This is a genomic window from Sulfitobacter mediterraneus, assembly GCF_003054325.1.
Classification (GTDB): domain Bacteria; phylum Pseudomonadota; class Alphaproteobacteria; order Rhodobacterales; family Rhodobacteraceae; genus Sulfitobacter; species Sulfitobacter mediterraneus.
In genome coordinates, this window is record NZ_QBKU01000002.1 from 44,959 (window position 1) to 66,838 (window position 21,880).

The 21,880-nt window shown below is 58.6% G+C and carries 23 protein-coding genes; 8 read left to right on the plus strand and 15 right to left on the minus strand.

The genetic code is table 11. The annotated features are described in order from the left end of the window. Window positions 1–7 precede the first annotated feature (7 nt). Window positions 8–247 (plus strand): hypothetical protein, encoded by a 240-nt coding sequence (locus C8N31_RS03285; protein WP_025049156.1) that lies wholly within the window; start codon window positions 8–10, stop codon window positions 245–247. Window positions 248–360: 113 nt separating this feature from the next. Here the strand turns inward: C8N31_RS03285 and C8N31_RS03290 are convergent, their stop codons facing one another. The 4 genes from C8N31_RS03290 to C8N31_RS03305 all read right to left on the minus strand — a co-directional run bounded on the left by C8N31_RS03290 (window position 361) and on the right by C8N31_RS03305 (window position 4,767). After that, complete coding sequence (locus C8N31_RS03290; RefSeq protein ID WP_025049155.1) at window positions 361–1,254, minus strand: fructose bisphosphate aldolase; 894 nt, start codon at window positions 1,252–1,254, stop codon at window positions 361–363. Window positions 1,255–1,328: 74 nt separating this feature from the next. Beyond that, window positions 1,329–2,681: a cytochrome P450 gene (locus tag C8N31_RS03295; RefSeq protein ID WP_025049154.1), complete on the minus strand. Its 1,353-nt coding sequence runs from the start codon at window positions 2,679–2,681 to the stop codon at window positions 1,329–1,331. Continuing rightward, window positions 2,678–3,949, minus strand: a complete 1,272-nt coding sequence (locus tag C8N31_RS03300) for a hypothetical protein (protein WP_025049153.1) — start codon at window positions 3,947–3,949, stop codon at window positions 2,678–2,680. The genes C8N31_RS03295 and C8N31_RS03300 overlap by 4 nt, the downstream gene beginning before the upstream one ends. 65 nt (window positions 3,950–4,014) lie before the next feature. Beyond that, window positions 4,015–4,767: a cytochrome c biogenesis CcdA family protein gene (locus tag C8N31_RS03305; protein WP_025049152.1), complete on the minus strand. Its 753-nt coding sequence runs from the start codon at window positions 4,765–4,767 to the stop codon at window positions 4,015–4,017. Window positions 4,768–4,859: 92 nt separating this feature from the next. Here C8N31_RS03305 and C8N31_RS03310 point away from each other — a divergent pair, with 92 nt between their 5' ends. Beyond that, window positions 4,860–5,087: a sulfurtransferase TusA family protein gene (locus tag C8N31_RS03310; RefSeq protein WP_025049151.1), complete on the plus strand. Its 228-nt coding sequence runs from the start codon at window positions 4,860–4,862 to the stop codon at window positions 5,085–5,087. A 114-nt stretch (window positions 5,088–5,201) separates the two neighbouring features. Here C8N31_RS03310 and C8N31_RS03315 read toward each other — a convergent pair whose 3' ends face one another. After that, entirely contained in the window at window positions 5,202–8,072 is a 2,871-nt protein-coding gene (locus C8N31_RS03315) for an Rne/Rng family ribonuclease (protein WP_025049150.1), read from the minus strand. 546 nt (window positions 8,073–8,618) lie between these two features. On the opposite strand from C8N31_RS03315, the gene C8N31_RS03320 reads away from it, so the two are divergent. After that, on the plus strand, window positions 8,619–8,906 hold the full coding sequence (locus C8N31_RS03320) for a hypothetical protein (RefSeq protein ID WP_025049149.1): 288 nt from the start codon (window positions 8,619–8,621) through the stop codon (window positions 8,904–8,906). A gap of 18 nt (window positions 8,907–8,924) precedes the next feature. Here the strand turns inward: C8N31_RS03320 and C8N31_RS03325 are convergent, their stop codons facing one another. Genes C8N31_RS03325 through purC form a run of 6 tightly spaced genes read right to left on the minus strand, consistent with a single transcriptional unit; the run spans window position 8,925 to window position 14,827 of the window. Next, a complete protein-coding gene (locus C8N31_RS03325; protein ID WP_025049148.1) occupies window positions 8,925–10,259 on the minus strand; it encodes a sigma-54-dependent transcriptional regulator in 1,335 nt (444 codons plus the stop codon). 6 nt (window positions 10,260–10,265) lie between these two features. Then, entirely contained in the window at window positions 10,266–12,023 is a 1,758-nt protein-coding gene (locus tag C8N31_RS03330; protein ID WP_025049147.1) for a sensor histidine kinase, read from the minus strand. A gap of 36 nt (window positions 12,024–12,059) precedes the next feature. Next, window positions 12,060–12,728, minus strand: coding sequence for a phosphoribosylformylglycinamidine synthase subunit PurQ (gene purQ / locus C8N31_RS03335; RefSeq protein WP_025049146.1), 669 nt, complete (start codon window positions 12,726–12,728; stop codon window positions 12,060–12,062). A gap of 11 nt (window positions 12,729–12,739) precedes the next feature. After that, entirely contained in the window at window positions 12,740–13,783 is a 1,044-nt protein-coding gene (locus C8N31_RS03340) for a zinc-dependent alcohol dehydrogenase family protein (RefSeq protein WP_025049145.1), read from the minus strand. Then, the gene (gene purS, locus C8N31_RS03345; RefSeq protein ID WP_025049144.1) at window positions 13,783–14,013 is read right to left on the minus strand and encodes a phosphoribosylformylglycinamidine synthase subunit PurS; all 231 of its coding nucleotides are present in this window, start codon (window positions 14,011–14,013) and stop codon (window positions 13,783–13,785) included. Before purS ends, C8N31_RS03340 begins: the two co-directional genes overlap by 1 nt. A 52-nt stretch (window positions 14,014–14,065) precedes the next feature. Then, on the minus strand, window positions 14,066–14,827 hold the full coding sequence (gene purC, locus C8N31_RS03350) for a phosphoribosylaminoimidazolesuccinocarboxamide synthase (RefSeq protein WP_025049143.1): 762 nt from the start codon (window positions 14,825–14,827) through the stop codon (window positions 14,066–14,068). Between the two features lie 171 nt (window positions 14,828–14,998). Here purC and C8N31_RS03355 point away from each other — a divergent pair, with 171 nt between their 5' ends. Next, entirely contained in the window at window positions 14,999–15,316 is a 318-nt protein-coding gene (locus tag C8N31_RS03355; RefSeq protein ID WP_025049142.1) for a DUF1476 domain-containing protein, read from the plus strand. 180 nt (window positions 15,317–15,496) lie between these two features. Beyond that, window positions 15,497–16,516 carry a betaine--homocysteine S-methyltransferase gene (gene bmt, locus C8N31_RS03360; RefSeq protein ID WP_025049141.1) on the plus strand — a complete coding sequence of 340 codons (1,020 nt, stop codon included), beginning with the start codon at window positions 15,497–15,499 and terminating at the stop codon, window positions 16,514–16,516. 28 nt (window positions 16,517–16,544) lie between these two features. On the opposite strand, the gene C8N31_RS03365 is transcribed toward bmt, so the two are convergent. Continuing rightward, the gene (locus C8N31_RS03365; RefSeq protein WP_025049140.1) at window positions 16,545–17,621 is read right to left on the minus strand and encodes a PA0069 family radical SAM protein; all 1,077 of its coding nucleotides are present in this window, start codon (window positions 17,619–17,621) and stop codon (window positions 16,545–16,547) included. A 202-nt stretch (window positions 17,622–17,823) separates the two neighbouring features. Here C8N31_RS03365 and C8N31_RS03370 point away from each other — a divergent pair, with 202 nt between their 5' ends. From C8N31_RS03370 to C8N31_RS03375, 3 genes are all read left to right on the plus strand, one after another. After that, window positions 17,824–18,525, plus strand: coding sequence for a corrinoid protein (locus C8N31_RS03370; protein WP_025049139.1), 702 nt, complete (start codon window positions 17,824–17,826; stop codon window positions 18,523–18,525). Window positions 18,526–18,604: 79 nt separating this feature from the next. Continuing rightward, entirely contained in the window at window positions 18,605–18,760 is a 156-nt protein-coding gene (locus tag C8N31_RS20270) for a hypothetical protein (protein WP_170116151.1), read from the plus strand. After that, the gene (locus C8N31_RS03375; RefSeq protein WP_025049137.1) at window positions 18,757–19,392 is read left to right on the plus strand and encodes a DUF1638 domain-containing protein; all 636 of its coding nucleotides are present in this window, start codon (window positions 18,757–18,759) and stop codon (window positions 19,390–19,392) included. The genes C8N31_RS20270 and C8N31_RS03375 overlap by 4 nt, the downstream gene beginning before the upstream one ends. A 47-nt stretch (window positions 19,393–19,439) precedes the next feature. On the opposite strand, the gene C8N31_RS03380 is transcribed toward C8N31_RS03375, so the two are convergent. From C8N31_RS03380 to C8N31_RS03390, 3 genes are all read right to left on the minus strand, one after another. Beyond that, window positions 19,440–19,877, minus strand: coding sequence for an SRPBCC family protein (locus tag C8N31_RS03380; protein ID WP_025049136.1), 438 nt, complete (start codon window positions 19,875–19,877; stop codon window positions 19,440–19,442). A gap of 9 nt (window positions 19,878–19,886) precedes the next feature. Next, entirely contained in the window at window positions 19,887–21,275 is a 1,389-nt protein-coding gene (locus C8N31_RS03385; protein ID WP_025049135.1) for a M20 family metallopeptidase, read from the minus strand. Between the two features lie 98 nt (window positions 21,276–21,373). Then, complete coding sequence (locus tag C8N31_RS03390; protein ID WP_025049134.1) at window positions 21,374–21,781, minus strand: SufE family protein; 408 nt, start codon at window positions 21,779–21,781, stop codon at window positions 21,374–21,376. Window positions 21,782–21,880 lie beyond the last annotated feature (99 nt).

A 21,880-nucleotide genomic window follows, 5' to 3' on the forward strand; every position in this document is an offset into this window, starting at 1 on the left:
TTCACGCATGACTTTACCAAACGAACTGACGCCGCAACACTGGATAACTCATGTGTTCAGCGCGAAATCCGCGCGTGAGGGCGGTGTGGTTCGGCGCAAAATCCGCGATATTGAACGTTATGTAGGGCTGGATGCTTTCTTGGAAGAATTGCATCGCCGTGGCTATCACGCAGTCGAAAATGCAGGGCAATTGGTGATTTTCTGCAATCAGCAACCGGTGCGTATTATGACTGGCCCGATCTTTTAAAAAGATCGATCCGAAACCTTTGAAGGTTTCGGGCCAAACCAAACACCAATCGCTGGCTTTCGTTTTCTTTAAAGAAAACGGTACGGACTTTTCAAAAAGTCCGCCTTTCTCACTTAAGCTACCGACGCTTTGTAAATCTGCTCGATATTCGCCCCCAGTGCCGCGTTAAATTCCGCATCGCTCATCTTGACGTTCAACCCTTCGGTCAGCGCCCGGGAAAAGCTCGCAATCATCTTGCTATTCTGGGCCAGCCGCGCACAGGCCTCATCTGTGGAATAGCCACCAGACAGCGCCACGACCCGCAACACATTGTCATGATCGGCCAGGGCGTCATAGATCCCCGGCTGCTCTGGAATGGTCAGCTTAAGCATCACCAGTTCATCCGCCGACAACGCCTCAACATGACGCAACAACGCGGCGGCAAGCATCTGTTCTGCCTGCGCTTTTGTGCCTGAATGAATATTCACTTCTGGCTCGATAATCGGCACCAGTCCCGCCGCACAGACCTGTTTGGCAACTTCAAATTGCTGGGCAACAACCGCTTCGATACCCGCTTCATTGGCCTCGTGAATGACCGAGCGTTCCTTGGTGCCAAAAATGCCCGCCACTTTGGCACGGGTCAGCAACGCATCAAGGTCCGGCATCGGTTTGAGCAGTTGCACATCGTTTTCCTGTTCCGCCAGACCTTTGTCGATCTTCAAAAATGGCACCACACCGCGATCTTCCCACAGCAATTGCGCCACGGGTTTGCCCTTGATCGTGGCGTCCATCGTGCGTTCAAACAGGATCGCACCGATCACTTTGGCAGAGGTGAAATCATCGGCCAGTATGATCCGCGCGCGCATGTCATGCATCGCCTGAAACATCTCGGTTTCGCCGGTGTAGTCATCAGGCTCTACACCATAGAGGCTCAGCGCTTTGGGGGTGGATCCGCCGGACTGGTCCAAGGCTGCGATAAACCCTGCGCCGCTTTGCATCTGCGCCTTTTGTGCGTTGTCGATTGGCATCCTGATATCCCCGTTTCTGAAAATGATTCCGTTTGATTGGGGTTCTAATTCAAAGCCGCCCGCGATGATAGAACCTACCGCCGCTCAAGACCCAGCCAAATGCCGTTCTGCGCCCGGACTGTCAGATGGGCAACCGGCACTGGCGTTTTGTCCGGCTGCACGACAACCCGGTAATCGCGCAAGATCCGCGACAGGATCAGTGGCCCCTCCACCATGGCAAACCCTGCCCCCGGACAGACCCGCGCACCGGCGGAAAACGGAATATAGGCGTTGCGCTGGCAGGCCTTGCCGTTTTCCGTGTGCCATCGGGCGGGATCGAACCCATCGGGATTGTCCCAAAGACGTTCGTGCCGGTGCAAATGCCAGGGGCTCAGCACCAGTTGCGCCCCTTTCGGCACCGGGCGGTCTCGAAAATGTGCGGGGCATCCGGCCTCGCGCACCATCATCGGCACCGGCGGGTAAAGCCGCAGCGCCTCGCGAAACACATCGCGGCTGATCTTGAGCTTTGATACAACCGAAAAATCGCAATGCTTCAATGTCTTGGCTTCCTCCGCCACCTTGTTTTGCCAATCGGGATACAGCGCCAGAAGATACAGCGCCCAAGCCAGCGCGGAGGCGCTGGTCTCATGCCCTGCAAGGAAAAAGATCGCCACCTGATCGACCATTTCATCTGTACTGAAGGTCTCTCCGGTTTGGGGATCAGCGGTGGTCATGATCTTGGTGGCCAGATCATCAGGCGCAGTCCCGGCGGCAATCTCTGCCGCCCGGTTTTGCGTGAGTTCAGTGATCAAATCACGGATCTTGGCCGCATTCTGACGGGTGCCCCGACGGTGCAACCGCGGCATCCAACCCGGCAGCGGCAGAAACGCGCCCAGATTTAGGATCGGCTGGCTGCGCTGATAGTTGCGGAAAGCGTCGAACACCTGCTGCGCCAGATGGTGATCTATCGGGATCGAAAACAGGGTGCGGAATATCACATCAGCGGCGGCATGGCTCGCCTGCGCTTCAACCTCGATGATCTGACCCGCCTGCCGGTCCAGACGTGCAACGGCGGCTTCCGCAGCGTCCCACATGGCGGGAAATGTCTCGCGCAGGCGTCCGCCCTCAAAGGCCGGATCAATGATGCGGCGCTGGCGCTTCCATGCCGCGCCATTGGTCAGGAACACCGAATTGCCAAGGAGCGGGCGCAGGCCTTCGCTGATCCTGCCGGATTTGGGGAAATCATCCGGGCGCTTTTTCAGAACCGTCTCGACCAGCGCCGGATCGTTGATCATGAAACTGCGGAAAAACGGCGTGCGAAATTCCGCCATCCAGGCACGGTACAGCTTGGCAGGCTGCGCGGACAGAATATCACGGCGAAACAGGCGCATATACTGCCAAAGTGACACTTTCTCGGGCCGGCTGGGCGGCTTAGGTGGCTGGATCATGGTTCCATATCCCTAAAACCGTTCACCGGTGTCTCGATGCGCGATTTGGATGGCGGACGGCCGGCATAACGGTGGCACAACGGGATCGGCCCGGCGGTGATCTGAAAGTAATCGTAATCCTTGGGTTGATCAAAAGCACAAAGGTATTGAAAATGCAGCCGAAAGAAACGACAGCGCAAGGCCTTCCACCGCGCCGCACTTAGCGTTTGAGTGAAAGCTGCCGAAAACACCAACGGCCATTTCTTGTCCTCTGGTGCCACCCCCGACACCGCAACCGGATCACAAAGCGCAAATGCGCAGCCGTCCCCCGGTGCCGTCACATCCACCCAAGACAACGCGTCCGTAACAGATAATTCATGTAAATCACGGCGCAAACGGGTCGCATCGGGTAAAAACGACACCATCGGAACCACCTGCCCCAAGGACAGGAACCCAAGCACCGGTCCGGTCTTAGGCACCCGACCGGAACGGATCAGATCGGCCAGAACAGACACAGCCAAATAGGCGCCGGAGGAATGGCCGACGATCAGAACCTCTTGCACATCCTCGTGCAGGGCGGCGGCGATGGTGTCTGCAAAACCGGCAATGCGCATCTCAAGTTCCGGCGGATAAGCCCCCTTGTGCGCCGCCGCATGGGCATAATCATGCATCAGGTAATAAGCGTAGAGGTGATTGTCCTTGCCTTTAAACCATCTCAGCAAAGCGGCGGCGCAAAGCCCCCCTGCCAACAAGGACAAGGCGATGGACGGATAGAACAGCGGACCAAAAACCCGATTGGGCCAAAAGAACCGCTCAACCACGCCCGCGCCGATCCCGACCAGTGTCGCAATCCCCCAAAACACCAGCCCCGCAAGCAGCAATTGCAACAGCAACATCCCGACCGGATAGAGCGCGGCCATCACGGGCCCCTTGCGCAGTTTCATCAACCGCCAAAGTGCCCCACTCCTGATGTAGATCCACGCGGTGCGCAGCAATTGCAGATAGGTGCCAAGGACTGAGCCATCCATCGAATCGCGGACAATGTCGGACCAGACCAATACCTCAACATCCGCCCGTGTCGCCGCGCCATCAACAACCGTATCGACGTGCCAGCCATAAGCGCCCTTGGCCGTCTTGGGCGACAGTGCCAGCTGATAGCCAGAGATCGCCGCCTGTTCTGCGCCTTCTTTGCGATAGAGTTCGCGATAGCGGCGCGGATGGATCGGATCATAGCCGGGAATGTAAAACACCCGCCGCCGAAAGGGTTGATCTGCGCCTTGTCTGGTCATCAGGCAAGTTTAGCCGCGAAGAGTCCTAACGGGTAGTGAATTCGCCCGCAAAAACCCGGCTTCGATCAGCCCAAAGTCGCCAGCGCCGGAAAGGTTTCAAGCAACCAAAAGGCAAAGCTGCTGAAGGCCCCGGTGACCATCGCCAGCCCCACCAGAACCAGAAGACCGCCCATGATCCGTTCAACCAGTTTCATATGCGGTTTGATCCGGTTCATCACGCCCATCGCACGGGTGATGAACATCGCCGCCAGCAGGAACGGCAGGCCCAAACCGATGGCATAGATCCCCAACAACAATGTGCCTTTGCTAACCGACCCTTCGGAGGCCGCAAGGGACAAGATCGCGCCCAATTGCGGACCAATGCAAGGCGTCCAGCCAAAGGCAAAGGCGAGACCCAGAACATAGGCGCCAAAGCTTGATCCGCCTTTGTCACCCGCATCCAGCCGCGCCTCCTGATCCAGAAACGGAATGCGGAACAACCCGATGAAATGCAAACCAAAGACAATGATCACAACGCCGGAGATCTGCGCGAAAAGCACCTGATTTTGCAGGAAAAACGCACCAAAGGCCGAGGCCGTGAAGCCAAGGATCAGAAACACAGTGCTGAGGCCCAGCACAAAGAACAGCGCCGCGATCACGGCGCGCTTGCGGGCCTCCCCGCCGCTGGACATATCGTTTAGGGATACACCGCTCATATAGGCCAGATAGGGCGGCACAATCGGCAGCACGCAGGGGCTGAGAAAGCTGATCACACCCGCAACCAGCGCGATGATCATGGCGGGCATCAGCCCCGCATCAATCAGTTCAATTCCAAACATGGGCCACACCTACCCGCCTTCGCGCCCGCCGTCACGCCCCATCCGGTCACAACACTGTGGACGGGGTGTAACATCTGATTTATCTCAGGCTTATGAAGATTGAAGATCTCGATGCCACCGGGCTTTTGTGCCCCTTGCCTGTCCTGAAACTGCGCAAGCGGTTGGGCCCACTGGATGCGGGCGATTGCATGCGGCTGCGGGCGGATGATCCGGCAGCAGTGATCGATGTGCCGCATTTCTGCGCCGAGGCCGGGCATGCACTGGTCGAGACCGCGCAAGAAGGAGATGTGCAGATCTATCTGGTGCGCAAGGGCGGCTGATCACTTGCGGGTGGGGTGCCTTGTTCACGGATCCTTAAGCAAACAGCATACCGCAAAGCAAAAGGCAGGCCCGAAGGCCTGCCTTTCTGGTTCTAAATCAGCAACTTGTCGGCATTAACGCCCCAAGGACCACCAACCGCGCCGCTTGGGCTTTTTCGGCTCTTCCGCGGGCTCAGGCTTGGCCTCTGCCACAGGTTCCGCCGCCGCGACAGGTTCCACTGCCTTGGTCTCTTCGGCGGCAACTGGCTCGGGTGTCGGCGCAGGTGCCTGTTCTGGTGCTTTGGTCTCTTCCGGCGCTGGTGTTGGCGCAGGTTCCTCAGCCTTGGCCTTGGTCTTAGGCGCAGCCTTTGTCTTTGGCTCTGCCTTCGGCTTGGCTTTGGCGCGGGTGCGCTTTGGCTTGGGCTTTTCCTCTGCCGCGTCGTCGGCCTTGGCTTCCGCTGGCGCGTCTTCCTTGACCTCTTCTGAGACTTTGGTCTCTGCCTTTGGCTTTGGCTTGGCCTTGGCACGGGTCCGCTTCGGCTTTGGCTTTTCTTCCTCAGCCGCCTCTGGCGCAGGTTCCGCAGTTTTGGCGTCACCATCCGCTGCGGTCTCGGCCGCTTCTTTCTCGGCTTTGGCTTTGGCGCTGGTGCTGCGTGACCGGCTGCGGGTTTTCGGCTTGGGCTTTTCTTCCGTTATCGGTGCCTCTGCTTCGGCCTCTGTGGCCGTATCTGCCGCAACGGGCGCGGCATCAGGCTTGGCCTCTTCAGCAGTGTCCTGATTTGCAGGCTCAGCGGCTTCCGCACCTTCTGCATTCTGGGGCGCATCGGCGTTCTCATCAGCAGAAGACGCATCTTTGTTGTCTTCGCCATTCTGATAATCACCACCACCATTTTTGCCGCGACCACCACGGCTGCGACGCCGGCGGCGGCGGCGTTTTGGTTTGCCTTCACCGTCTGCATTGCCGTTGTCGTGGCTTGATGATTGCGCCTCTGGGGCCTCTTCATCGCTAGATGTATCGGCCTCATCTTCGTCGATCTGATCCATCAAAGATGTATCAACAGACACGATGTGATCGGCCACAGGGGCCACATTGCGGGTCGCGGTTTTGAATTTCTCTAGCGTGAACTCAGGGCTGACCAATGACGGATCGCCTTCGATCCGCACCGACAGACCATAACGCGCCTCAATCTGGGCGATATGCTCGCGTTTTTGGTTCATCAGGAAGTTGGCGATGCCCACAGGACATTTCACTAAAACTTCGCGGGACCGGCGGCGCGTGCCCTCTTCTTCGATCTGGCGAATGATCGACAACGCGAGGTTATCGTCAGAGCGGATCAAGCCGGTGCCGTGGCATGCCTGACACGGCTGTGTCGTTGCCTCGATCATACCGGGGCGCAGACGCTGGCGCGACATTTCCATCAGGCCAAAGCCCGAAATGCGGCCCACCTGAATGCGGGCGCGGTCGGTCTTGAGCTTGTCTTTCATCCGTTTTTCGACGGAGGCATTGTTCTTGCGCTCGTCCATGTCGATGAAATCGATCACGATCAGACCAGCCAGATCACGCAGGCGCAATTGGCGGGCCACTTCATCAGCGGCCTCAAGGTTGGTCTTCAGTGCGGTTTGTTCAATCGAACCTTCTTTGGTCGCGCGGCCAGAGTTGACGTCAATCGCCACCAAGGCTTCGGTCACGCCAATCACGATGTAGCCGCCCGAAGGCAATTGCACCGTCGGATTGAACATGCCCGACAAATAGCTTTCCACCTGATAACGGGCAAAAAGCGGCAGGCCTTCTTCATAGCGTTTCACGTTTTTGGCGTGGGACGGCATGATCATCTTCATGAAGTCCTTGGCGATGCGATAGCCGCGCTCGCCTTCCACAAACACTTCGTCAATCTCGCGGTTATACAGATCACGGATCGACCGTTTGATCAGATCGCCCTCTTCATAGATCTTGGCTGGCGCGATGGATTTCAGCGTCAGTTCGCGGATCTGTTCCCACAGGCGCTGCAGGTATTCATAGTCGCGCTTGATCTCGGCGCGGGTGCGTTTGGCCCCGGCTGTGCGCACGATCAACCCGGCGCCCGTTGGCACCTGAATTTCGTTTGCGATCTCTTTGAGCTTCTTGCGGTCGGCGGCATTGGTGATTTTGCGGCTGATCCCGCCGCCACGGGCGGTGTTGGGCATCAGCACGCAATAGCGGCCCGCGAGAGAAAGGTAGGTTGTCAGAGCCGCGCCTTTGTTGCCGCGTTCCTCTTTGACAACCTGTACCAAAAGGATCTGGCGTACCTTGATCACTTCTTGGATTTTATAACGCTTGGGGCGCGGCTTGCGCACCGGGCGGATGTCTTCGCTGTCGTCCTCATCGGCAACAGATTCAATGCTTTCGTCCTTGGCAGTCGCATCGGAGGATTTGCCATCCTCGTCGTCGTCACTGTCATCCGCGTCAGAGCCATCTGCATCGGTGCTGGCATCTTCGTCCACTGCGGGTGTCTCCACCGGCGTTTCGGTGACACGTTCCATCGGCGAAGAGGCCTCATCATCGCTGACCGTGACTTCGTCATCATCGGTCAGATCAACGGTTTCCATGCCTTCGATTTCGCCGGATGTTTTTGCATCCTCGGTGGTGACATCCTCGGCCTTGGATTTGGACCGGCTGCGCGAACGTGAGCGGCGCTTGGGCTTGGGTTCATCTTCGTCTTTGGCCGCCTGTGCTTCGGCATAGGCGCGTTCTTCTTCCAGCAGTGCCTGACGGTCAGCCACCGGGATCTGGTAATAATCGGGATGAATTTCCGAGAACGCGAGGAAGCCGTGGCGATTGCCACCGTAATCCACAAAAGCCGCCTGAAGGGACGGCTCGACCCGTGTTACCTTGGCGAGATAGATGTTGCCAGCAAGCTGGCGTTTGTTTTCGGATTCAAAGTCAAATTCCTCAACCTTGTTTCCGTCGACCACCACAACCCGAGTTTCCTCGGAGTGGGTGGCATCGATAAGCATTTTCTTAGGCATAAATCCACTATGCACAACAATCGCGCGGCTGCGGTCCCCGGGGGTGCCTCAGGCTGCGTTGTGTGACTTGTCAGGGCGATGTGGGACGCGGGCAAGACGGGGCCAAAACTGGCCTCTGGTCGTCTGCTCATAGCGTGTGCGCGCGTCATCGCGGTTCTTCTCCGACGTGACAGGGCGGGCCCTGCACATCCATTGTTAACTGGTCTCATCCGGGGTTGCCCCGTCAAAACGTCAGCGGTTCTCTGGCCGTTTCCGGCCCAATCGGTCTGCTCCGCGCCCGCTGGGGGCTCTGCAGAAGCAGCGAAACTCGTCAGGACATCAAACAAACGCCTAAGCGTTCTTGTCCCATCCTCCTAGATAATGGCTTTGGTGATCAAATGACAATGGGCAATCGCCCCGCGTCTCCATCAATTATGTAAATCCGCCCCCTCCGCTTGACAAGCAACGGTTGTGTGGGAACATGCGCGCCCAAGACGCAGGGCGGCCTGCGGTTCCCTGCCCGGCCCCTGCGGCCAAGCGCGACCCAACTCGAAGGAATGACAACCCATGCACTATCTTTTGCGCACTGCCCTGTGTTTGCCCCTGATCGCCGTTGCGGCATGTGATGAACTGGCGGTGGCCAATGATCCGGCGGCACTGGCCGACTTGCGGGCTGGCAAAAGCTGTGTGGCGGCGGTGAACAAACAGGTGGGCGGCGGTGCCACGCTGAACACCACGCTGCCAATTGTTGAGATCAATCAATACGTTGTGGACGTGCCCAACGCCAATTCCTGGACGTGCTACACCAACGACAGCGGCCGCGCCCAGGAACTGATCGAACTGAAGCCCCGCTGATCAGAGACCAACAGGCGGTCAGAGGTAATCTGACCGCTGCAGGCCATATTTGGCCATTTTTTCATTCAGCGTCCGGCGCGGCAGGCAGAGTTCGTCCATCACACTGGCGATAGATCCCTTGTGGCGGCGCATGGTGTTGTCGATCAACATCCGCTCAAATGCTTCGACATATTCCTTCAGCGGCTTGCCCTCGGTGGTCATCACCGGCTGCATCTCGTCGTGGTCCGACATGAGCAGCGATGCGATTGTGCCCGAACCGCGCCGCGATTGCAGCACGGCGCGTTCCGCCACATTGATCAACTGCCGCACATTGCCCGGCCAAGGCGCCTGCAACAGCTGCGCGGCCTCTTGTGCCGACACTTCGGGCGCGTCGCAGCCATATTCATCTGAGAATTGTTCGCTGAGCCTTGTGAACAGCGTCAGGATATCCTCGCCCCGTGTCCGCAGGGGCGGCACAGTGATGCGCAGGGCGGCAAGCCGGTAAAACAGATCGGATCGCAGCGAATCCTCTGACGTGCGCCCTGCCTCTTGCAGGTTGGAGATCGCCACAATGCGGGTCTCGGCCGGGGTGCCCTGCTCGTTGATCACACTCAACAGCCGGGCCTGCAAGGTCTCGGACAGCGCTTCGATATCTTCCAGCACAAGCGTACCGCCGCGGGCCTCTTCGATCGCGGGCAATTGCGCGTCTTCGGGCAACATCGGGCCAAACAGTCGTTTGCTCAATGCGTCTTCTTCGAATGCGCCGCAAGACACCAAGACAAACTTCTTGCCCGCCCGGCTGCCAACGGCGTGCAGCGCATGTGCGACCAGCGTTTTGCCGGTGCCGGTCTCACCGTCGATCAGTACATGACCATCGGCCTGCCCCAGATCCAGAATATCCTCGCGCAGACGGTCCATGGCCGGGCTTTGGCCGATCAGTTTCTTCATCAACTGTCCGCCATCGGACAACTCGCGACGCAGGGCGCGGTTGTCCATCACCAGACGCCGGGCATTGGTGGCCTTTTTGGCCAGCTCGCTCATCCGGTCGGGGTTAAACGGCTTTTCCAGAAAATCAAACGCGCCTACGCGCATTGCTTCAACGGCCATCGGTACATCGCCGTGGCCCGTGATCATGATCACCGGCAAGGCACTGTCATTGCCCATCAGCTTTTTCAAGAACTGCATGCCATCCATGCCCGGCATCTTGATGTCGGAAATCACAATGCCCGGATAATCCGGCCCCAGCACCTTGAGCGCATCCTCGGCGCTGCCAAAGGTCTCGGTGTCATAGCCCGAAAGCGCCAGCCATTGGCTGATGGATTGGCGCATGTCCTGTTCGTCATCGACAATCGCGATCTTCATTGCCTGAGCCATATTGGTCTACTCCGCCGCTTCTATATTTTTGTCACTGCCCATGATGGGCAATTGCATTTCAAACACCGCGCCGCCCGCCTGCCCGTTCCGGGCCGTCAAACGACCCCCAAGGTCGTTCACGATCCCTGACGAAATGGCAAGGCCCAGACCAACCCCGTCACCGGGCTGTTTGGTCGTGTAAAACGGCTCAAACAAGGCATCGAGGTTTTCGATCCCCGGCCCGTTGTCACGCACCGTCAGGGTCGCAGTTTCCCCCGCCGAGAGGATGATGTTCACCTGCGGGTTCCGCTCTGATTTGGTGGCATCAAGGGCATTGCGCAAGAGGTTGACCATGACCTGTTCTATGCGCATCCGGTCGCCCATCACAGTCACGGGCGTATCGGGCACAATCCGGCTGATCTGGACCTGCCGCTGACGCAGCTGCGGTTCCATCATCGACAGGCTGGAGGCCAGCGCCGCGCCCATATCCACTGGGGAAAACGCCTCTTGTCCCTTGCGGGCATAAGATTTGAGCTGACGGGTGATTGCCCCCATGCGCTCAATCAGATCATCAATGCGCCCAAAGGACGACAGCGCCTCATCGGGGCGGTTACGGCGCAGCAAAAGCCGCGCCCCCGCCAGATAGGTTTTCATCGCCGCCAATGGCTGGTTCAGCTCATGACTGACCGCCGCCGACATCTCGCCCAACGCGGCGAGCTTGCTGGATTGCTCAAGCGTCTGTTCGGCCACGGCGAGCGTTTCTTGCACCCGTTTGCGTTCGGCAATTTCCCGCTGCAAGGCTTGGTTCAATGCGCGAAGTTTGGCCGATTCCCGCTGGAAAATCGCCAGCCGCCCGGCGGTGCGGCGGCTCAGAAAATAGAAGGCCAGCGCCAGCAGAATCGCAAATCCCATGACCTCAAGCGCCAGAACCCCGTTCACCCGCTCGCGCACCGAGGCATAGGTGGTGTAGCTGGTCATCCGCCAACCGCGAAACGGGATCTTGTTGGTCAGACGCATCACCGCCTCGCCCTGCAAATAGGCATCAGGCGGCAGTGCCGTCCAATCCGCGGTGGCCTTGATTGCCCGTTCAATGGCGTTTTGCGGGGTATAAAGCGCCAAAGCCTCCGGCTCCGTCAGCCCGCGCCAGCGCGGGGCGGTGGCCAGAATAATCTCACCCTGATTATCGGTCACGATCACAGCGTCCGAAATGCCGGCCCAGGCCCGCTCATACTTCTGCAAATCCACTTCAACGGCGATCACCCCGATGGTGGTACCGCCATCCTGAATGCGCCGCGAATACAAAAACCTGTAGCCGCCGCTATCCAGACGGATCACACTAAAGATCGTCGCGTTGGACCGGATCGCATCGACAAAATACGCCTCTGACCGATGGGTCGAACTGATCCGGTTGCGATCCGTCGCCGCCACCGTGCGCCCGTCCATATCATAAAGCATCAAAGACGCCGCGCCGATTTCCTCAACAAATGAGATCAGCCGCTGGGTGGACAGGGAATAATCCGCCGATTGCAACGCCCCGATCAATGTCGGGTCGCGTGCCAACAGCTGCGGCACAATCGCATTCTGGCGCAGCTCCGACAGCAGGTTGCCGCTGTAAAGTGCGATCCGCAGCTCCGCCCGGTTGCGGGTGCTTTCGGTGAACCTGTGGGTCAACAGTTTGTTGGTGATCGAGATCGTCACCACCGCCAATACCATCAAAAGGCCGATAGCCACCCGAACACGCCAGGAGACCGTCAAACTCTGTTGTTTTTTGGCAGGTTCGCTCATCCGCGCAACTTACGCGCTGCGGCGTTTTTGCTCAAGTCAGGCGGTCTGCAACGCCCCGGACAATGCGCGGAATAGCGCCGCCCCGTCCGTGCCGCCATGCCCTGCATCTGCTGCCCGCTCCGGGTGCGGCATCATCCCCAGCACGCGGCGGTTTTCCGACAGGATACCGGCAATATCGGCCTGCGCGCCATTGGGGTTGTCAGTATAGGTAAAGGCCACGCGATCGTCGCCCTGAAGGCGCTTGAGTGTCTCATCATCGGCAAAGTAGTTGCCGTCGTGGTGGGCAATCGGAATGTCGATCACATCGCCCGCGTTATATCCGGCGGTGTAATCACTGGCCGAGGTTTCAACCTTCAAGCCAACCGTTTTGCAGATGTATTTCAGCCCGGCATTGCGCAAAAGCGCCCCCGGCAGCAGGCCGGTTTCCGTCAGTACCTGAAAACCATTGCAGATCCCCATGACATAACCGCCCCGGTCCGCATGCGCCTTGACCGATTTCACAATTGGCGATTGCGCTGCAATCGCACCGCACCGCAGATAGTCACCGTAAGAGAACCCGCCCGGAATACCAACGATATCAATGTCCTGCGGCAAATCGCTATCCTTGTGCCAGACCATTTCAACATCGGCACCCGCCGCCTTGAAGGCAACGGCAAGGTCACGGTCACAATTAGAGCCGGGAAAAACAACAACAGCTGCGCGCATGAAAGGTCTCCTTAACCTGCGAAATCAGTGATCACCGCCACGCCGGGCGGTGCGGGGCCGTCAAACACGGCCAGTTCCTCGGTCGCTTGGCTCAATCCAATGCGCCGCGCGACCAGCGGCGTCAAGTCCACACGGCCCGACATGACAAAATCAAGCAGCGGCGGATACCGCCAGCTGGGCATACCGCGGGTGCCAAAAACAGCCAGCTGACCGCTGTACACGGCATCCATCGGGATCGGCATCGTGGTGTGATCGCCCGCTGGCATCCCCACCTGCACCATGCGCCCCAATTTGCGCAGGCATTTCAAAGCCGGAACCGTGGTTTGCGCCACACCCAATGCTTCTATAGCCACATCCGCGCCGCCGCCTGTGATCTCGCGGATCGCCGCAGCCGGATCAGGCTGAGCGGCGTTCACCACCGCATCGATGCCCAACGCCTTGGCATGGTCCAGTTTTTCCTGAGCTATATCTACGGCAATCACCCGCGCCCCCAGCCCCCGCGCCAAAAGCGCCGCAGAAAGGCCAACGCCGCCCGTGCCAAAAACCGCAACCCATTCCCCGGCCTGAACCGCCGCACGCCCCGTGAGCGCATGCCAGGCCGTTGTCACCCGGCACCCCAGCGCCGCAGCCAAGGCCGGATCAAGGTTTTCAGGCAAGGCCGTTAAGTTGGCATCGGCAAACGGCACGGCAATCGCTTCGGCAAAGGCGCCGGCATGGGTGAAACCCGGCAAGGCCTGCCGCGCACAAATGGTTTGATGGCCCTGAGCGCAGTCAGGACAAGACCCGCAGGCCAGGATAAAGGGCGCAATCACCCGGTCGCCAGTGCGCCAGCGCGTCACCCCCGCGCCCACGGCGATCACCTCGCCGCAATACTCGTGACCGGGGACATGCGGCAGCGAAACGTCCGGGTCCGCGCCGGTCCAGACGTGCCAGTCAGACCGGCAAACACCGCAGGCCAAAACCCGCAACACCACTCCGCCCTCAGGTGCGTCCGGCATCGGCAGATCGGCAATCTCCAATGGTGCCCGCCAGGCTGTCAGCCGGGCGGCCCGCATCAGCCGATCTCCACCGAATAGGATTCGATCACCGTATTGGCGAGCAGCTTTTCACACATCTGTGTGACATCAGCCTCTGAGGTGCCATCCGCCAGATCCAGCTCAATCACCTTGCCCTGACGCACACCATTCACGCCGTCAAATCCAAGCGCACCCAGCGCGTGGCGCACCGCCTCGCCCTGCGGGTCCAGAACCCCGTTCTTCAACATCACATGAACCCGTGCTTTCATTGCACATCCCCCAGCTTCATTTGGCTAAAAAAACTCAAGCGCGTCCGCGGCTTCAGTTGATCAAGGTTGGTTTGGAAATCGGCGTTGAGGACTTGGGCATCACACCCAGCCGTTTGGCCACTTCGGTATAGGCGTCGGTCAAAGACCCCAGATCACGCCGGAACACATCTTTGTCCAGCTTCTGACCGGTCTCGATGTCCCACAATCGGCAACTGTCCGGGCTGATCTCGTCGGCGATGATCAAGCGTTGGAAATCGCCGTCATAGACGCGGCCAATCTCGATCTTGAAATCGACCAGACGAATGCCGACCGCCAGCATCATGCCGGACATGAAATCATTCACCCGCAGCGCCAGGCTAAGGATATCGTCCATGTCCTGCTGGCTGGCCCAGCCAAAGGCTGCAATGTGTTCTTCGGTCACCAAGGGGTCGCCAAGACTGTCATCTTTGTAGCAATATTCCACAATCGGGCGCGGCAGCTGCGTGCCTTCCTCGATGCCCAGACGTTTGGACATGGTGCCCGCGGCATAGTTGCGCACGATCACTTCAAGCGGAACAATCTCGCATTGCCGCACCAGTTGTTCGCGCATGTTCAGACGTTTGATGAAATGCGTCGGCACGCCGATCTGGTTGAGCCCGGTCATGAAATATTCGGACAGGCGGTTGTTCAAAACACCCTTGCCCTCGATCACGTCCTTCTTCTCGGCGTTGAACGCCGTGGCATCGTCTTTGAAATACTGGACAATTGTCCCCGGCTCCGGGCCTTCATAGAGGATCTTTGCTTTGCCTTCGTAAATCTTCTTGCGCCGGGCCATGGGCGTCCTTTCCGCGACAGGCTGGGAGGGTCCCAGACAATTTGGCCCTCTCTTAGTCTAAGGCCCGCCGCCCTGCAAGCATGGGTTCACCGCGCGGTCCTGTGCGCTCTTGTCTGCTGGTCAGGAACCGCCCATATCTATATAATAGGCGTGCAAAGACAGGAGAGCATGATGACCACCTTCGACAACCGTGAAAACGCATTCGAGAACAAGTTTGCCCATGACGCAGAAATGCAGTTCAAGGCCGACGCACGCCGCAACAAATTGCTGGGCCTTTGGGCCGCAGGGCTAATGGGCAAAACCGGCGCCGAGGCCGAGGCCTATGCCAAAGAGGTGGTCAAATCCGATTTCGAAGAGGCCGGCCACGAAGATGTCTACCGCAAGGTTGCAGGTGATTTGGGCGACAAGGCCGACGAGGCCACCATCCGCGCCCAGATGGCAAGCTGTCTGGTTGAGGCCAAGGCGCAGATCATGGCCGAGATCGACTAACCACCTTACGACCTACAAATTTACGACCAAACGCCCGTCAGAAGCCTGATGGGCGTTTTCTTTTTGGGGTCACCTGCCCGTCAATCGGTCTGGGCCTCATGATGAAGATGAAGATTATGAGATTGCTCTGGATCAGGGGTCGTGAAATGAGGCGGCAGTAACGCGCGCGGAGTATGCCCGATGACCAATCCTTTCACTGAGTTGCTTGCTGAAAAAGGCGCCCTGCTGGCCGATGGGGCCACGGGCACCAATTTGTTCAATATGGGCCTGATGTCCGGCGACGCGCCAGAATTTTGGAACACCGATGAGCCCAAGAAAATCATCGCCCTCTATAAGGGCGCGGTGGATGCGGGCAGCGATCTGTTTTTGACCAACAGCTTTGGCGCAAATGCTTCGCGGCTGAAACTGCATGATGCGGCCAAACGCGCCCATGAGTTGAGCCGCGTTGCCGCAGAGATTGGCCGCGAGGTTGCCGATACTGCCGGGCGCAAGGTGATCGTGGCCGGATCTGTTGGTCCAACGGGTGAGATTATGGAGCCCGTCGGCAGCCTCAGCCATGCCTTGGCTGTTGAAATGTTTCACGAAACCGCCGATGGGCTGAAGGCGGGCGGCGCCGATATTGGCTGGCTCGAAACCATCAGCGCCCCCGAGGAATACCGCGCTGCCGCCGAAGGCTTTGCCTTGGCCGGACTGGATTGGGTCGGCACCATGAGCTTTGATACCGCCGGGCGCACGATGATGGGCCTGACCTCCGAAGGCATGGTGGAGATGGTGCATGATCTGGACAACGCACCGCTGGCCTTTGGCGCAAACTGCGGCACGGGCGCGTCGGATCTGCTGCGCACGATTTTGGGCATGGCCGCAAAAGAAGAAGGCCGCCTGCCTATTGTGGCGAAGGGCAACGCGGGTATTCCAAAGTATGTCGATGGCCACATCCACTACGATGGCACGCCCGAATTGATGGCAGATTACGCGGTGATGGCCCGCAACTGCGGCGCATCGGTAATCGGCGGATGCTGCGGCACGATGCCCAGCCACCTTGAGAAAATGCGCGAGGCGCTGGACACGCGGGCCAAGGGCAGCGCACCGGAGCTGGACGAAATCGTTGCCGCGCTTGGCCCGTTTTCATCCGCTGGCGATGGCACCGGCGATGATCAGGCACCGGAACGGCGCAGCCGCCGGGGCCGCCGCCGGGGTTAAACCCGCAGGGCCAGGCAGGATGCCGGACCTACAACAAGCTTAACTGAGCACCCGGCAGCACCGGCGGGCGAAATAGATCGCAGCGCATCGGCGGCGCATGGCCCGACAGGCCAAGCCGTTTGGCCGCCAATTTGAACCGCTGCGCAATCACTTCGGCATAAGGCCCCTCACCCCGCATGCGCCGATGCCAACGGGCGTCATATTCCTTGCCGCCATGCATTTCGCGCAATCGGTTCATGATCCGGTCCGCCCGGTCCGGATAATGCTGGGCCAGCCAGTCTTGTACCAGCGGCGATACCTCACGGGGCAATCGCAGCATGATCCAGCTGGCATGGCGTGCGCCTGCCTCCTTGCCGCTTTGCAATATCGCCTCCAGCTCAGGGTCGGTGAGCGCGGGAATCACCGGTGAGGCCATGACCCGCACAGGTACACCCGCCGCAGCCAATCGCCTGACCATCATCAACCGCCGCGCCGGCGCGGGGGCACGCGGCTCCATCAAACGGCTGAGTTTTGCGTCCAATGTTGTGACGGATATGCCAACACGCACCAAACCGCGCCGCGCCATATCCGACAAAATATCAATGTCACGCTCGATCAAACTGCCTTTGGTGACAATCGCCACGGGATGATTGCAGTCTGACAAAACCTCCAAACAGCGCCGCATGATCCCCTGGGTCTTCTCAATCGGTTGATAAGGATCGGTGTTGGTTCCGATTGCTATCGGCGCAGCCCGATATTTGCGCCCCGCCAGTTCCTTGCGCAGAACATCTGGCGCATCGGGCCGCGCAATCAGCTGCGTCTCGAAATCCAGCCCCGGCGACAGCACCAGATAGGCATGGCTTGGCCGCGCGAAACAATAAACACACCCATGCTCGCAACCACGATAAGGATTGATCGACCGGTCAAAGGGCAAATCAGGAGAGGTGTTATAGGTGATCACCTTGCGCGGCACCTCAATTGCGGTCTGCGTGCGCAACACCGGCAGAACGTCATCACGCTCCCATCCGTCGTTCACCGCCTCACGGCTGTGCGCCTCAAACCGGCCCGCATGGTTGCTGCCTGCCGCCCGCCCGACAACTTTGTAGCGATGATTTTCATGATCCATAAATCATTTTGGAACAAATAGTGAACACGCGCAATCAAAACCTGCTAATCCCTTGTCCAGTAGCCTAAAAAGACGCTAAATTCTTGTACAATGAGGTCGCGCAAAACCTCATGCATGTCGCAATTTGCGCACCAAGCGCCGACATTCCGTGACAAAAAGGCGCATAGGCCAAGCACCTGCAACGGCAGCAGAAGGAAATAACATGTCCGACGAAGACGAAATCATCCTGTCAGAACTCGACGACGAAGAACTTGTCCAACAGATGTTCGACGACCTCTATGACGGCCTCAAGGAAGAGATCGAAGAAGGGGTGAACATCCTGCTTGAACGCAAGTGGGAACCCTATGACATCCTGACCAAAGCGCTTGTCGGCGGCATGACAATCGTTGGCGCGGATTTCCGGGACGGCATCCTTTTTGTGCCTGAGGTTCTGCTTGCTGCGAATGCGATGAAGGGCGGCATGGCCATCCTAAAACCACTGCTGGCCGAAACTGGCGCACCGCGCGTTGGCAAGATGGTCATCGGCACCGTCAAAGGCGACATCCACGACATCGGCAAGAACCTCGTCGGCATGATGATGGAAGGCGCAGGCTTTGAAGTGGTCGATCTGGGCATCAACAACCCGGTTGAAAACTACCTCGAAGCGATGGAAACCGAAGGCCCTGATATCCTTGGGATGTCCGCGCTTTTGACCACCACGATGCCCTATATGAAGGTCGTGATCGACACGATGGTCGAACAGGGCATCCGCGATGATTATATCGTCCTCGTGGGCGGCGCCCCCCTGAACGAAGAGTTCGGCAAAGCCATCGGCGCAGACGCCTATTGCCGCGATGCGGCCGTGGCGGTTGAAACCGCCAAAGAGTGGATGGCGCGAAAGCACAACAGCGTAAAATCCGCCTGACCTTGATTTGAAAGGCCCCTGCGGGGGCCTTTTTTTATGGCCCTGCACCACCTATCTTGTTGATAAGAAAGGTCTGCCCATGCCCCCACGCCTGTTTGCCTTGTTGATCGTAACTGTCCTGCTTTGCGCAGGGCTGACCGTGCTGGCCTTGTCCTTTCTGCCTGCGCCCGTCGGTGCCTTGGTCCCGGTGCTGGCGCTGGCCGCCGCGCTTGCGCTGCGAAAGTCCAGATCATGATCCCAAGCGATGCCGAACTGACCGAAAACGGATTGGACACACAAACCCCGCGCGGGCGCATCCTGCTGATCGCTTGCGGCGCACTTGCCCGTGAAATTGTCGATCTCAAGGCCGCCAATGGCTGGACCCATCTGGATCTGACCTGCCTGCCCGCGAAATACCACCTTTACCCCGAAAAAATCACCGATGCGGTGCGCGCCACCATCGCAAAACACCGCGGCGATTATGATGATTTCTTTGTGGTTTACGCCGATTGTGGCACTGGAGGAAGCTTGCAAACGGCCTGCGAAGAACTGGGCGTCAAAATGGTCGCTGGCCCGCATTGCTATAGCTTTTTCGAAGGCAATGATGCCTTTGCCGCCAAGACAGACGACGAATTCACCAGCTTTTATCTGACCGATTTTCTGGTCCGGCAGTTTGACGCCTTCATCATCAAACCCATGGGCCTCGACCGGCATCCTGAACTGCGTGACATGTACTTTGGCAACTATGAAAAGTTGATCTACCAAGCCCAGACAGACGATCCGGATTTGACGGAAAAAGCCCGCAAATGCGCGGATCGTCTGGGCCTGAAATTTGAGCGGCGGCTGACCGGATATGGCGATCTGACCACAGCGCTAAAAGAGCTGTAATCAGCACTTCACAGCCTGTACGTGCACCATCACCACTTTGAATCCAATCATTTATCAAGGCCCAAAATCCGCAATCTCGGCTTGTGGCGGGCGCGGTACAGAAACTTGGCCCAACGGGCAAAGATCGGGGTCATCCAACCTGCATCAATCTCGATCCGGTCGGTCAATCGGCTGCCCTGCACGGTTGGCGTCACGGTCAGACAATGTTCCCATGATTTCACCCCCGCGCCTTTCTCAGACGACCGCAAAACCATCGCGTCATCGTCACACAGCACGACCTCCATGTGATACGGTTGCGGCGGCAATTTCCCGAACAAGGACACCATCAAATCAAAGGATTGCCCGGTCTTTGTGCGTCCCTCCGGCAGACCGTCAAAAGAAACGATCCCCGCCATGACCACCTCCAAAGCATCGTAATCGGTCACCAGCGCCCAGAGCCGCTCTGCAGGCACCGCATAGTCATGTTCAAGCTCAACTGTCTTCAATTCATCACCTCAATTGTTCTGGGTTGCGGGTTGAGGTGCGCCACTTCCAATATCCCAAAACAGCCCCGCCATCACTTGCATGCCTTCACGGCAAACCGATTTCAAAACATGTTCATTTGGCGCATGTTGGTTACAGCCCGCATAGCTGTGCGGAATCCAGATCGTCGGCAGACCAAGAATATCGGCAAAACACTCATTTGGAAGCGATCCAGCAAGGTTTGGCAAAACATGCGGCGCTTGCCCCGTGGTCCGCAGAATGGATGCTTCAACAAACTGCGCCCAAGGGTGTTCCGGATCCAGCCGCGTGGCCCGTATCGGAACGCTGTCCGCCTCGCGCACCGCAACCTGATCAAACCCAGCCGCTGCCAAATGCCGCCGCAGCGCAGGCAGAATGTCATCCGGATCAGTGCCGACAACATACCGCAATTGGCAATGCGCCTGCGCCGATCCGGAAATGGCATTCACGGGCGCCTCCGGACGGCCCGAGGACATGGCCAAAATCGCAAAACTGTTCCACCCAAATGCCCGCTCCGCAGGGGTCAGCCCCGCCTCGCCCCAATTTGAATCGCTGCGATCTGTTTCAGGCAACCGCGCCAGTGTGGCGCGAATGTCCGGTGTCAGGCTATCTGGCCGCCATTCCGGCACTTTGATCTGCCCCCGCACATCACAGATAGAGGCCAATGCCTGCGTCAGAATCACCGCCGGATCAGCCAGCAAGCCGCCCCAATTGCCCGAATGGTGCGCTCCGTCTCGCAAATCCACAACCAAATCAAAATTTAACGCCCCGCGCGAGCCCATGAACATCGTTGGTGTGTCCGGGTGCAATCGCGGACCGTCGGAGGCGATCAAAACATCGGCCTGCAAGGCCGCGCGATGCCTTTTCATCATCTCGGCCAGCCCCGGCGACCCGATTTCCTCACTCATCTCGATCACAAACTTGACGTTGAACCCCAGATGCCCCTGCACCTGCAAGACCGCCTCAAGCGCGGCAATATTGATCAGGTGCTGCACCTTGTTGTCTGCTGTCCCCCGCCCAAAAAGCCGCTCCCCCTGTTCGGTCAGGGAAAAGGGTGCAAGCCCGGTATCCCAGGCATCCGCCTGCCCCCAGATCACATCGCCATGACCATAAATCAAAACCACCGGCAGCGCCGCCTCTTCGATCCGCTCCGCCAAAAGCAATGGCCCCGCACCCGGCACCGGATTGTCATGCACAGCACAGTCAAAACCGATCGCCTGCAACCGCGGCAGGATCGCCAAGTTCAAATACTGATAGAGCACATCAATCTGCGCCGGATTCTGGCTTTCTGTCCGGAACGCCACCCAATCAGCCAAATCTGACTGTAACCGCCCGACGTCCACATAGGCCGCAGCTTGTGACACGATATCGGATCTCATCAGAACCTCCGCCATTCCCCCCCCTTTTTGGCCGATAAATACTCCGGGGGAATCGGCCCGTCAGGGACGATGGGGGCTGGCCCCCGATCCGCCGCTGATTACTACGCCTGCGCTGCTGTTTCGCGAATACGTTCGATCATCGCCCGCAACCCGTTCGACCGCTGCGCCGACAAATGATCATTCAGGCCAAGCCGCCCCATCTCGGCGCGGGCATCAACCGCCAGCACCTCTGCCGAAGTCAATCCATTGTAAAGAATACGCAAAACCGCAATCAAACCCAACACAATCATCGCGTCACTGGCGCCGTCAAAATGCAGGCGCCCGCCCTCGAACTGCGCATGCAACCACACCTGCGACGCGCAGCCGTCCACCTTGGTCGCCGGCACCCGCAGCGCCTCTTCCAAGGGCTGCATCGCCTTGCCCTGTTCAATCACATGGCGATACCGGTCTTCCCAATCCTCAAGAAACTCAAAATCTTCGACAAGCTCTTCAAACGCGGCATTGGCCATGACGTATTCCTCAGGTGATATTTGCGACACAGAGGTAGGAGCAGAGCCACCAAAGGTCCACCCCCTTCCCAAGCCCCGACGGATCAGGTAGTCAAAAGA